Source organism: Actinomyces viscosus (assembly GCF_900637975.1).
Classification (GTDB): domain Bacteria; phylum Actinomycetota; class Actinomycetes; order Actinomycetales; family Actinomycetaceae; genus Actinomyces; species Actinomyces viscosus.
This window is the reverse complement of the sequence record NZ_LR134477.1, coordinates 2689477-2702227: the sequence shown is the minus strand read 5'-3', so window position 1 is coordinate 2702227 and position 12751 is coordinate 2689477. Positions and strand designations below refer to the sequence as shown.

General features: G+C 63.5%; 7 protein-coding genes and 1 pseudogene. 5 read left to right on the top strand and 3 right to left on the bottom strand.

What is annotated here, in order from left to right; genetic code table 11:
• Window positions 1-16 precede the first annotated feature (16 nt).
• The 5 genes and pseudogenes from trxB to EL340_RS11510 all read left to right on the top strand — a co-directional run bounded on the left by trxB (window position 17) and on the right by EL340_RS11510 (window position 5528).
• On the top strand, window positions 17-943 hold the full coding sequence (gene trxB, locus EL340_RS11530; RefSeq protein ID WP_126414672.1) for a thioredoxin-disulfide reductase: 927 nt from the start codon (window positions 17-19) through the stop codon (window positions 941-943).
• 109 nt (window positions 944-1052) lie between these two features.
• A pseudogene (gene trxA, locus EL340_RS11525) lies at window positions 1053-1385 on the top strand (thioredoxin); the annotation flags it as partial.
• A gap of 213 nt (window positions 1386-1598) precedes the next feature.
• Window positions 1599-3038, top strand: coding sequence for a threonine synthase (gene thrC / locus EL340_RS11520; RefSeq protein WP_126414670.1), 1440 nt, complete (start codon window positions 1599-1601; stop codon window positions 3036-3038).
• Between the two features lie 220 nt (window positions 3039-3258).
• Window positions 3259-4572: an aminotransferase-like domain-containing protein gene (locus EL340_RS11515; RefSeq protein WP_126414669.1), complete on the top strand. Its 1314-nt coding sequence runs from the start codon at window positions 3259-3261 to the stop codon at window positions 4570-4572.
• Window positions 4573-4580: 8 nt separating this feature from the next.
• On the top strand, window positions 4581-5528 hold the full coding sequence (locus tag EL340_RS11510) for a D-alanine--D-alanine ligase family protein (RefSeq protein WP_126415468.1): 948 nt from the start codon (window positions 4581-4583) through the stop codon (window positions 5526-5528).
• Between the two features lie 367 nt (window positions 5529-5895).
• Here EL340_RS11510 and EL340_RS11505 read toward each other — a convergent pair whose 3' ends face one another.
• The 3 genes from EL340_RS11505 to EL340_RS11495 form a co-directional block, all read right to left on the bottom strand.
• Entirely contained in the window at window positions 5896-7110 is a 1215-nt protein-coding gene (locus EL340_RS11505) for an IS256 family transposase (protein ID WP_126414336.1), read from the bottom strand.
• A gap of 3042 nt (window positions 7111-10152) precedes the next feature.
• Window positions 10153-11790: a ParB/RepB/Spo0J family partition protein gene (locus tag EL340_RS11500; protein ID WP_126414668.1), complete on the bottom strand. Its 1638-nt coding sequence runs from the start codon at window positions 11788-11790 to the stop codon at window positions 10153-10155.
• Window positions 11790-12692 (bottom strand): ParA family protein, encoded by a 903-nt coding sequence (locus tag EL340_RS11495; RefSeq protein WP_126414667.1) that lies wholly within the window; start codon window positions 12690-12692, stop codon window positions 11790-11792. The genes EL340_RS11500 and EL340_RS11495 overlap by 1 nt, the downstream gene beginning before the upstream one ends.
• Window positions 12693-12751 lie beyond the last annotated feature (59 nt).

The following is a 12751-nucleotide window of genomic DNA, read 5'->3' as shown; positions in this document are numbered from 1 at the left end:
GTTCGTCAGGAGAGTCATGATTCACGACGTCGTCATTGTTGGCTCCGGCCCCGCCGGCTACACGGCCGCGATCTACGCGGCCCGCGCCCAGCTCAACCCGGTCATCCTGGCCGGCTCAGTGACCGCGGGCGGCGCCCTGATGAATACGACCGAGGTGGAGAACTACCCCGGCTTCATCGACGGAATCATGGGTCCCGAGCTCATGAACCAGATGCAGGAGCAGGCCGAGCGCTTCGGCGCGGAGATCCGCTACGAGGACGTCACCGCCCTCGAGCTGGAGGGCGACATCAAGCGCATCACCACCTCCGACGCCACCTACGAGGCCCGCACGGTCATCATCTCCACCGGCTCGGAGTACCGTCACCTGGGCATCGACGGGGAGGAGCGCCTCTCCGGCCACGGGGTGTCCTACTGCGCCACCTGCGACGGGTTCTTCTTCAAGGACCAGGACATCGTCGTCGTCGGCGGCGGGGACTCGGCCATGGAGGAGGCCACCTTCCTGACCCGCTTCGCCCGCTCCGTCACGGTGGTGCACCGCCGCGACGAGCTGCGTGCCTCGGCCGTCATGGCCAAGCGCGCCCAGGAGGACTCGAAGATCTCCTTCGCCTGGAACTCACGCGTCGTTGAGCTTCACGGCGAGGACTCGCTGACCGGCGTCACCCTGGAGGACACGGTCACCGGGGAGCGCCGCAGGCTTGAGGCCACGGGCCTGTTCGTCGCCATCGGCCAGGTGCCGCGCAGCGAGCTCGTCGCCGATGTCCTCGAGCTCGACGAGGCCGGCTACATCAAGGTCGAGGTCCCCTCGCAGCGCACTCGTATCCCCGGGGTCTTCGCCTGCGGTGACGTCGCCGACCCCACCTACCAGCAGGCGATCACGGCGGCCGGGTCCGGCTGCCGCGCCGCCCTGGACGCCGAGCACTACCTCACCACCGTGCAGGCCTGACCCGGCACCCTGCCTTCAGCGCGGAGCAGGCCGGCTCCGACCATCATTGGGGAACCATCTGCCTGCTGTGCGCTGATTCCGACTCACCCATCCACAACGTTCGAGGAGAAGAACCATGTCCGAGGCACTCGCCGTTACCGACGCCACCTTCGAGGAGGAGGTCCTCAAGTCCGAGGTCCCCGTCGTCATCGACTTCTGGGCCGAGTGGTGCGGCCCCTGCCGCCAGATGGCGCCGATCGTGGACGAGGTCGCCGCCGACCTCGGTGACAAGGTCAAGTTCGTCAAGGTGGACGTGGACGCCAACCCGGCCACGGCCCGCTCCTACGGTGTGCGCTCCATCCCCACCTTCGCGGTGGTGCGCGACGGCGAGGTCTTCCACCAGTTCAGCGGCTCCCGCCCGAAGGCCTCCTTCAAGGCCGAGGTGGAGAAGGTCCTGGCCTGACGCCGGACGGCCGCCGGCCGTCACCAGCTACCGCGACGCCGGTCTTGCTCGCCACCCCTCGTGGGGCGGTGGGCGAGACCGGCGTCGTCCACTAGTTGTCTGATGTCCTCTCGTGCCCAGTCGGACTCGTGTGTCACCTGCGGCCTCAGCCCCGTAGAATCGCCCCGGAATCGCAGTGGCACCACGGCATGCAACACGGCAAGAAGGCAGCACATGCAGCACACCCAGTACATCTCCACCCGCGGCCAGATGGCGCCCGCCGGGTTCAGTGACGTTCTTCTGGCGGGTCTGGCGCCCGACGGCGGCCTGGCGGTACCGGACCGCTTGCCGTCCCTCAGCACGGAACAGCTTGAGGACTTCAGGACCCTGGGCTACGCCGACCTGGCCACCGAGGTCATCGGCCTGTTCGCCACCGATATTCCCCGTGAGGACCTGGCCGCACTGACCCGGGCCGCCTACGGGGAGGAGCGGTTCCCGCAGCCGGTCGTCCCGGTGACCGGGCTCGACGACGTCGCCGACGGACTGGTTCTCGTGGGCCTGTCCGAGGGTCCGACAATGGCCTTCAAGGACCTGGCGATGCAGTTCCTGGGGCAGGCGATTCCTTACGTGCTGGCCAGGCAGGGGCGGGTCCTCAACATCCTGGGCGCCACCTCCGGTGACACCGGGTCGGCGGCCGAGCACGCCTTCCGGGGGCAGGAGGGCGTCAGCGTCTTCATGCTCTCGCCGGCCGGTCGGATGAGCCCGGTGCAGCGGGCCCAGATGTACACGCTCCAGGACGCCAATATCCACAACATCGCGGTGCGGGGCGTCTTCGACGACTGCCAGGCCCTGGTCAAGGCCCTGAGCAATGACGCGGACTTCAAGGCGGCCCACCACCTGGGAGCCGTCAACTCCATCAACATCGGCCGGATCGCCGCGCAGGCCGTCTACTACGTCTGGTCCTGGCTGCGGGTCACCGACGCGGTGGAGGAGGGGGCCCGTTCCGGTTACCGGATCGACGTGTGCGTGCCCTCGGGCAACTTCGGCAACATCTACGCCGGGTTCCTGGCCCGGTCCATGGGGGTGCCGATCCGCCGGCTCATCCTGGCCACCAACGAGAACAACGTACTCGAGGAGTTCTTCACCACCGGTGTCTACCGGCCCCGCTCGGCCGCGGACACACTAGCCACCTCGAGCCCGTCGATGGACATCTCGAAGGCCTCGAACCTGGAGCGCTTCATCTGGACCCTGCTGGGGCCGGAGGCCTTCGTGGAGCGCTGGGCCGAGCTGGAGGCCACCGGCACCTTTGACCTGCGCGACCAGCTCACGCGCCTGGGAGAGGAGTTCGGCTTCGTGGCGGGAACGTCGTCGCACGCCGACCGCCTGGAGGCCATCCGCACCGTCAAGGAGCGCTCCGGGCGCCTCATCGACCCGCATACGGCCGACGGCGTCACGGTGGCTCTCCGCACCATGGAACCGGGCTTCCCCACGCTCGTCATGGAGACGGCCAAGGCCGCGAAGTTCCCGCAGACCGTGGCCGAGGCCCTGGGTAGGGAGCCGGAGACTCCCGACGTCGTCGCCGAGCTGCTGGCCCGGCCCCAGAAGGTAGAGACGATCGACAACGAGGAGGCTCCCTTGCGCGCTCTCATCGAGAAGCACGCCTTGAGCTCCTGAACGGTCGACCCCACCGGAGCCGTCCCGCGCCGCGCACCATGCCCATGGTGCGCGGCGCGTTCTCATCCACCGCTGCTGCCCCGTGAGGGCCCGGTCGGCTTTGCGTGTTTCACGTGAAACACCGCGGATTCATCCTGGCCTGGCCGCGTCCTGCCCACCGGTTCGGCGTGGCAGACTTGGGTCTACGGACGCAGCAGTGGCGACCAAGGAAGGACCGCAGGTGAGTGAGGACAACAACCAGGTGAAGGGCAACCGACTCGATCCGTGGCTGGACAGCTATGCCGCGCGAGCTCATGGTTTGCGCGCCTCGGAGACGCGCTCGCTGTTCGCCGTCGCCTCGCGCCCGGAAGTGGTCTCGCTCGCCGGCGGGATGCCCAATCTCAAGGACCTCCCGTTGGAGCGGCTCGCGGAGGCCACGGCGCAGATGATCCGCAAGGACGGCGGCAAGGCGCTGCAGTACGGGAACGGTCAGGGACTGCCGCAGCTGCGGGAGCAGATCACCGAGGTCATGGCCCTAGAGGGTATCGACGCCGATCCGGAGGACGTCATCGTCACCACCGGGTCCCAGCAGGCCGTCGACATCATCACCGAGCTCTTCGTCGATCCCGGCGACGTCGTCCTGACCGAGGCGCCCACGTACGTCGGATCCCTGTCGATCTTTGCGACGTACCAGGCCGATGTGCAGCAGGTACCCATCGACGCCGACGGCGTCATTCCTGAGGCGCTGGAGGAGATGATCGTCCGTCTCGAGCGCGAGGGACGTCGCATCAAGTTCTTCTACTGCCTGCCCAACTTCCACAACCCCGCCGGGGTGACGCTCGCGGAGGAGCGCCGTCCACAGGTCATCGAGATCTGCCGGCGTCACCATGTTCTCATCGTGGAGGACAATCCCTACGGGCTGCTGGGCTTCGAGGGGCAGACCTACACGGCGCTCAAGACTCTCTCGCCCGACGACGTCGTCTACCTCGGTTCCTTCTCCAAGATCTTTGCTCCCGGCTACCGCGTAGGCTGGGCGGTCGCACCGCCGGCGGTGAGGGAGAAGATGAAGCTGGCCTCGGAGGCGGCCATCCTGTGCCCGTCCTCGGTGGGTCAGTTCTCGATCTCCATGTACCTGGACCAGTTCGACTGGAAGCAGCAGATCGTGGATTTCCGGGCCATGTACCGCGGGCGCCGCGACGCGATGGTAGCGGCACTGGAGGAGTTCCTGCCGATGTGCCACTGGAACGTCCCCGAGGGCGGTTTCTACGTGTGGGTGGGGCTCCCAACGGGGCTCGATGCCAAGGATATGCTGCCGCGCGCGGTCACCAACCTGGTCGCCTACGTCTCCGGGACCGCCTTCTACGCCGGTGGCAGGGCCGGGCAGGACCACCTGCGTCTGTCCTTCTGCTACCCCGAACCCACCGAGATTCGCGAGGGCGTGCGGCGGCTGTCCGGCGTCGTTACCCGCGATCTCGAGCTGCTGAACCTGTTCGGTCCCACTCACAGTCCTCGTCCGTCCGAAGGCGTCCACGCGCCCGCACCCGATCAGATCTGAGGTTGACGATGAACCAGTCTCCACTCCGTATCGCCGTCCTTGCCGGCGGATTGAGCCACGAGCGCGACATCTCGCTGCGTTCCGGCCATCGCGTTGCCCAGGTCCTCAAGCACCTCGGGCACACCGTCCTCGTTCTGGATATCGATGCGCGCACCATCGGATCGCTCAAGACCTTCGGGCCCGACGTCGTCTGGCCTCTGGTCCACGGCGGTCCTGGGGAGGACGGAGGCTTGCAGAACGTCCTCATCGCACTGGGGTTGCCGTATGTCGGTACGCACTCCGACGGGTGCCAGCGGGCCTCCTTTAAACCAACCGCTAAAGCCAGTGTACGCACCGGAGGCGTGATTACTCCTGATTCATTGACGCTTCCACATTCCTATTTCAGTCAGCTCGGCGCGCAGGAAGTCCTGACTGTCGTCGCAGGCCATCTCGGTCTTCCTGTGGTTGTGAAGCCTCATCAAGGGGGCTCCGGACTCGGAGTCTCCTACGCGTCGACGGCGGATGAGCTGCGCTCCGCCATGGTGGCCTGTTTCGCCTATGACGAGAGGGCACTCATCGAGCGCTACGTCCCTGGGACGGAGCTTGCTGTCTCCGTCGTCGATACGGGAGAGGGGCCACGTGCGCTTCCTCCCGTCGAGGTGGTCACCGATGGGCGCTACGACTTCGATGCACGTTACAACCCGGGCCGCTCAGAGTACTTCGTTCCCGCGCGTCTGGATGACTCGGTCATCGACATGGTCAAGAACACCGCGGTCACGGTTCACACGACCCTGGGACTTGGGAACCTTTCACGAACGGACTTGATTCTCGACGATGAGGGAACTCCGTGGTTCATCGACGTCAATGTCATCCCGGGCATGACAGAGACCTCTCTGCTTCCAATCGCCGCAAAGGCCGAGGGTGAGCTGGAGCAGCTCTACGACGCATTAGTGCGACACCCGCTTGTGCATCCGTAGGTTTGGTTTAAACGGTGGCTCCGCTCATTCAGAGTGGAGCCACCGTCGTATGTGAGGGTAATGAGGGTAAGGAGTCTGCAACTGCTCTTGTGAGTGACCGATCCACTCCCCAGGGGAGGGGTTGCCGACGACGGCATTGCGTTCACCAGTCCTCTCAACCCGGTGACCGTCGAGAACTGAGTTGTTCCTGTCGCGATGTGCTCTTTAGCCAGCATCGCCGCAACACACGGCATCTTCTGTTTCACGTGAAACACCGTCGAGAAACGGAACACCGAAGAAGCACGTGACACGCAGGTACCGGAATGACGTTAGCTCCTGAGGGTCAAGTCTCTTGATGTGGTGTAGAGGTCTTCGTGGAGTGTGGTTGTTAGCTGGTGAGGGAGGGGGCGTTGGGTAGGTTCCGGCTGCGGTTGAGGACGTCGAGGCTGAGGTAGCGGCGTCCTTCGGTCCACTCATCGGTCTGCTCTGCCAGGACGGCGCCAACCAGGCGGATAATGGCGTCTCTGTTGGGGAAGATACCTACTGAGTCGGTGCGGCGGCGGATCTCTCTGTTGAGGCGTTCTTGGGGGTTGTTGGACCAGATCTGTCTCCATACTTCGACAGGGAAGGCAGTGAAGGCCAGCAGGTCGGCTCGTGCGGCGTCGAGGTGGTCGGCAGCCTCGGGCAGGATCGTGTGGACGTAGTCCAGGAGGCGGTCGAACTGAGCCTCGACGGCTGCTGCGTCGGGCTGGTCGTAGACCGAGTGGAGCATGGCCTTGACAGCGGGCCACAGACTCTTGGGAACCACGGTCATCAGGTTAGCGGCGTAGTGGGTGCGACAGCGCTGCCAGGTCGCTCCGGGCAGGTTCGCGGCGATGGCCTCAACCAGGCCCGTGTGGGCGTCAGAGGTGACAAGCCGTACCCCCGTAAGCCCCCGGGCCACCAGGTCGGCGAGCAGCCCGTTCCAGGCCGCCGAGCTCTCGGTGGTGGCTACCCGCAGTCCTAGGACCTCGCGATGTCCGTCAGCGTTGACCCCGGTAGCGGTCAGGACCACCGCGCTGACCACGCGACCACCTTCGCGGACCTTCATGGTCAGGGCGTCGGCCGCCACGAAGGTGAATGGGCCTGCATCGCCCAGGGGCCGGTTGCGGAAGGAGGCGACCTGCTCGTCGAGCTCGGCCGCCATACGTGAGACCTGTGACTTCGACAGCGAATTGATGCCCAAAGTACCTATCAGCTTGTCCATGCGCCGTGTGGAGACCCCGGCCAGGTAGGCGTCGGCAACCACAGTGATCAGCGCCGACTCCGCCCGTTTGCGGCGCTCAAGCAGCCAGTCGGGGAAGTATGAGCCGGTGCGCAGTTTGGGGACAGCCACGTCAATCGTGCCGACCCGGGTGTCCAGGTCCCGGTGCCGGTAGCCATTGCGCTGAGCCCGGCGCTCGGGGCTGGCCTGACCGTACTCGGCACCGCACACCGCGTCAGCCTCGGCGCTCAGCAAGGAGCTGATCACCGTCTGAAGCAGGCTACGCATCAGGTCTGGGGAGGCCTGAGAAAGAGCCTCGCCAAGAAGGCGCTCAGGGTCGACAATATGAGGAGCGGTCATCGTGATGACTCCGTTCGAGTGGGTTGTAGGAGATTCCTCGAAGGATCACACGGTGACCGCGCTGCCACCAACAGCAGCCCAACCACCGCGCTACACCACACTACGGGGCACTACCCCTACAGCGAGCTGTTGAGAGGGAGGAGACGACCGCTCTCATATTCTGCGATACATGTTTCACGTGAAACCGACGTTGAGCACGCCAGTGTGTTCAACGGAGTTCTCGTCATTGCACGTCTTGAGGCAGACCCGAGCTCGCTACCCTTCGCGGACCGTTACCTCCAGGCACCCAACGTGTGGGTGCCTCGGGATGCTCCAGAGACGACGTCTCTCGCAGCCCCACCTCCACGTCGAGCACCGATGACGACATCGCTCCTCAAGTGTGACAGGGGTAGGGGTACGTCTCGTAGGTTCTCAACACTGGCACCGTCATGAAGGCAATGCGCTTTCGGAGCCATCACTCTCGCGAACGAAAATGCTGGCGACGCGCCAATCATTCACGCCACTGTTGATGAGCGAGCACGCCTGACGTTTCACGTGAAACCAATACAGCGAGACATGAAGGGTGGTCGACTCGATTCCGTTCAGGCGTGTCCGTCCAGAGACAGTGAGGCTTTGTCGTCCGCGCCGCCGATGCGCTCAGCATCGACTCCAGCTCAGACAGTCATGCTCAGCGCAGCGCCAGAATCCTGCTCGCAGCACCTGCCGTATTGGTTGTCCTCCTCCGCTACCACTCGCCAACGGAATGGAAGCTAGGGGTAGGGAACCCGATCTGATCGTGTTGCGAAACTGGGCCCGCGGGGATCTCTCAGAGCCGCAGTGAGCCACGTGAACCGTCGCGGTCATACCTTAGGTCTCGCGTTAGGGGTAAAGGGTACGACCGCGCGCCCTACCCTACGGACGCGCGGATGCCTCGCCGTGCTTTCGCAACACGACCTAACGGCTATCGGGAGCACGCCGCTGTCGGCACCAATCGATTCAGGCATGGTGCGCCTCCATCACGAGGAGAGCCCACGAGACATCAACCGTCCTCATCCTCACTAGGTACTCCACTGCGTTCCGCATGAACCTCACCTCACCCACATTGACTCCGGAGGCAACGGTCGGAGGACTCACGCGGTTGACTTGAAGACCTTGCCGGGACCGGCTGGAGCTATTCAGGTTTCACGTGAAACCTTTGGATCGAGAGCGAGCCACACATGACGTGGTATCGCGCCAAGGACCGGTGTCGATAGAGCAGCCATGATCGCTCAGTTGCTCACTCAGAAGGGACTCTCGCTCGAGTCGGCGCTTAAGCCTCACCACCCTGTCTCCTCCAGTAAGCCAACGAGGTGAAACATTCACGACGTGTCATCACGACCGTGCTGTGCATCCGTAGAGGAGTGCTACGCCGGATGATCGCCCTCCCCAGCATTACCCGCTACGTTTCACGTGAAACCGACGTTGACCCCATCAACATTCTCATCGGACTTTTATCCTCAAACCTTTCTGGCGGACGTCGGTTCGGTATCCTTCACTCTCACCTAGCCCCGAAGCGTCGGGGCTGTTGGCGCTTCGACAAGACACAGTGTCGTCCGCCCCTCCTCCACATCAAGCGGTGATGACGGCAGACCAGCCGAGGAGGAAGGGGTAGGGGCCTTCTCCTGCACCCTCGGCAGCACACCGACATGAGATAAACCGGTTTCGGGCGAAACGCATCACAGGAGATAGCCGATCATGTGTCGCTTGTTCTCATCGCCGTTAATGACATACCGCCTGACGTTTCACGTGAAATCGCAGTCCATGGCCGATCCTCTTGATGGAGGTGAGCCGCAGAAGGTACAGCGTGGCTAGCTTCGTGGAAACCACGTCGCGTTCAGCTGGTGGGTGGGCACAGTGAGTGATTGGACCGTACGACGGTGCTCTCGCCTCCTCCGCCCTGCTGTTCATAACTCCTCCCTCACGACAACCAGTTACCACAGCACCGAGACGCACGACTCCAGGGGTAGGGACCTTGCTTTGAGCTCCACCTCCCGCTCGACTCGACGCTCCAGTTGATGTCCCCGATACCCGGAATGCCCCGTGTTTCACGTGAAACCTGGCTTTCTCGAAGACGCCTTCCGGAGAACGTCGACCCATGGATGCAGCGCCGGTCGGCTACTAAATATGCAATCGAAGCCGATTGAGTCGGGAGCTCACGTCATCCAGGCGGCGCCGCCTCACCTCACCGTGTCTCCTCGTCTGCATTCTCAGCTTCTCAACAAGAGCTCCTGTCTCCTGATAGCGAGAGCAAGCCCGATACCGGTTTCACGTGAAACAACGGCGCTGGCGGCACTTCAAGTACTCCGGCTTCTATATCGTCATCTTCGTATCGAGTCGTCTGCAGCACGGTTCAGAAGCGCCGGCAGTCGACTCACTAGGCCGCCGAGTCTCTTGGGGAAGGAAGGAACAGCGTGACACAGGAAGGGACGCTGCGGAACGATCCTCGCGCTCCACCCACACTCGATCACCGCCTACTGCAAGATGAAGACAGGTCACCCCTACCCCAAGAGAGCACCTCGTCCTCACCAGAAAGCTTTGTTCAAGCCACTACTAGCGCGACCGTGAAGCCCCACGTGACACGTACAGTCGCCTCTCTTGCGCACTCGATTACACCATGAGGCCTACAGCTACCAACTTCCTTCTGAAGCCAAGGATGCTGCTCATATCGTGAGGGCGTCACGTGGACTCACCACCGATCACTTCTCCGATTTCGCAGAAACAGTCTTCGACATGCGGCCGCATCATCCGTCGACGTGCCACCCTCACTCCATCGAGTCAGCACCGCATGCGGATGCACACTCCATCTGGCTGCCAACGATCTCCGGAGCGCTCCTAAGCCGCTCACGGCTCACGCGCGAACATCAGAACGTATGCCCCCGCGGTTTCACGTGAAACACACCTTTATTCCGACCAGCATCTGCAGCATGTCCAACGGCACGGGAACAGATGCCGTCTCATGACAACAAGAAGTGGGGCCGAGACAGATACTGTCTCGGCCCCACACTGTTCTACACTCGACGTCGACTACTCCTCATCGAGCGACGTCCCCGGCGCCAGTGCGCCGACGATACGAGCAAGATCCTCATCTCCGGCGAACTCAATGGTGATGCGCCCCTTCTTCGCTCCACGTGTCACCTTCACGCGAGTATCGAAGGCATCGGACAGGCGCGTCGAGAGGGCCGGGAGAGGAGTGCTGCGAGCCCGCAGCACCTTCGGTTGATCCGATCCGGGCTCAGGATCCTCGTGAAGAGCTACGAGTTCTTCCGTTGCCCGGACCGAAAGGCCCTCTGCCACGACACGCTGAGCGAGTCGCTCCATCTCTGCGGCATTAGGAAGCCCCAGCAGTGCGCGGGCGTGGCCGGCGGAGATGACATTCGCTGCGAGTCTGCGCTGTACCAGCGGCGGAAGCTTCATGAGGCGCAGCGTGTTCGAGATCTGTGAGCGCGACCGGGCGATCCGCTCGGACAGTTCCGCGTGGGTGCACTGAAAGTCCTCAAGCAGCTGCTGGTAGGCCGCAGCCTCTTCAAGGGGATTGAGCTGGACGCGGTGCAGGTTCTCCAGGAGTGCATCGCGCAGCATGTCGACGTCGTCGGTATCCCGGACTACTGCGGGAATCGTCTCCAGCCCGGCTTCCTTGGAAGCACGTAGACGACGCTCACCCATAATGAGCTCATAACGCAGCTCCTCTCCCGGTGACGTAGGCACCTGGCGCACCACAATCGGCTGCAGCAGGCCCACCTCCGCGATCGAGGCCGCCAACTCGGAGATATCGTCCTCATCGAACACCTGGCGGGGCTGGCGAGGATTCGGGTGAATCAGTCCGACCGGAATCTCAGCGAAATGCGCACCGGGAACCGGCACCAGATCGGGAGCATCAGCTTCCGCGTCGTCGGCGTCATCGGTCTCATCGTGAACCTCAGACGACGCCGAACCGTCGACGGACTGTTCAGCCTCGGAGTGCGAAGGTCGATCATCGACGGCTTCGGACTGCTCCTCCTCCGTGTCACGTGAAACCGCCGAATCGTCCGACGTCGGCACTGGCTCTGCGGCGCTCTCCACAGCGGGGCTGTCGACCGCCGCCGCATCCTCACGAGAGGATTCCTCGACAGCCGCAGATACCGTCTCAACAGCCTCCGGCTGCAGCGACTGCTCGTCCGCTTTCGCTTCCTCGGCCATCTGGGAGCTGCTCGATGTCGTCTCCGATGTCTTCTTCGTCGAGCGCTTCCGAGTTGACTGAGACGCCGATCGAGTGCTCTTCTTGGTCGAGGTAGCAGACGACGACGCCTTTCCAGCCTTCTTCTCGGTCGTCTTCGTTGTGGAAGAAGAATCCGGCGTGGTTTCACGTGAAACAGAGGCGTTCTGCTTGCTCGTGTCCTGCGTCCTGGATGACGTCGAGCGTGTTGAGCGGCTCTTGGATCCCCGCTTCCGCTGGGAGGGAGCCAAGAGGGTGGCGGTCAGATCGCGAGTACTGCGAGCCTCCGGCTCGGGCTCCGCGTCTGCATGCTCAACCTGCGAGGCCGTGTCCTCGTGGTCCTGGACGTCTGCCTTCCGTGAGTCAGGAAAGAACACGTCAGAAGGACGGGACGCAGATACCTTCTCCTTCTGCGCCTCTGGAATCAGCGCCTGCAGACCCCGTCCAAGTCCACGCCGTTTCTGAGCCATTAGGCTTCCTCGCCTTCAATTCGGGGAGCGCCCCGCAGAGCGACCTCACGAGCCATTTTCTTATACGCAATTGCGCCGGTGGACCGGGGATCCCAGAACACCACAGGAGCGCCGAAGGAGGGGGCCTCGGCGACACGGATTGAACGCGGGACCTTCGTGTCCAGCGTTGCATCAGGGAAGTAGGAACGAACCTCGGACTCCACCTCACGAGCCAGGGTGGTACGCCCGTCAAACATGGTGAGCACAATCATCGAGACACCCAGGCCCGGATTGTGAATACGCGCGATCCGATCGATGGAACGCGTCAGCAGGGCCAGTCCCTCAAGGGCGTAGTACTCCGCCTGCATCGGAATGAGGACCTCGTCGGCGGCGACAAAGGCGTTGATCGTCATAATGCCGAGGCTCGGCGGGCAGTCGATGATGACGTAGTCGAGTGGCTCGTGCCCATCCGTTTCACGTGAAACCAGGTAGTCCACCAGCGCACGTCGCAGACGTGACTCCCGCTCTGCGGTGGAGATGAGCTCGATCTCGACAGCGGCCACATCAATCGTCGCCGGCACGCACCACAGGGTCTCGCAGAAACGGGTCTTGGCCACGACATCCTTGATAGGCGTCCCATCGACGAGGACGTCGTAGATGGAGGCGTTGTCGTCATCGTGCTCAACCCCCAGTGCCGTCGAGGCATTGCCCTGCGAGTCGGCGTCGATGAGGAGCACATGCAGTCCGCCCTCGGCCAAGGCCGCGGCAAGATTGACGGCGGTCGATGTCTTTCCGACACCGCCTTTTTGATTGGCGACCGCGATGACGCGGGTTCGCTCGGGATGTGGGAACTCTCCACCCGCTACCTCGTCTAGGGCGAGGTGCTCGGCCTGGAGCTGATCGAAGATAGACGATCCGGACAAACCTGCTTCTCCTCGGACGACGATCCAACGGCCCGAGCCAGTCGGGCAGTTACGAGTCT

Excerpts from the sequence above, each read along its gene's own strand:
- thrC (WP_126414670.1), top strand. The coding sequence starts at position 1,599 with ATGCAGCACACCCAGTACATCTCCACCCGCGGCCAGATGGCGCCCGCC.
- EL340_RS11510 (WP_126415468.1), top strand. The coding sequence starts at position 4,581 with ATGAACCAGTCTCCACTCCGTATCGCCGTCCTTGCCGGCGGATTGAGC.
- EL340_RS11505 (WP_126414336.1), bottom strand. The coding sequence starts at position 7,110 with ATGACCGCTCCTCATATTGTCGACCCTGAGCGCCTTCTTGGCGAGGCT.
- trxB (WP_126414672.1), top strand. The coding sequence starts at position 17 with ATGATTCACGACGTCGTCATTGTTGGCTCCGGCCCCGCCGGCTACACG.
- EL340_RS11500 (WP_126414668.1), bottom strand. The coding sequence starts at position 11,790 with ATGGCTCAGAAACGGCGTGGACTTGGACGGGGTCTGCAGGCGCTGATT.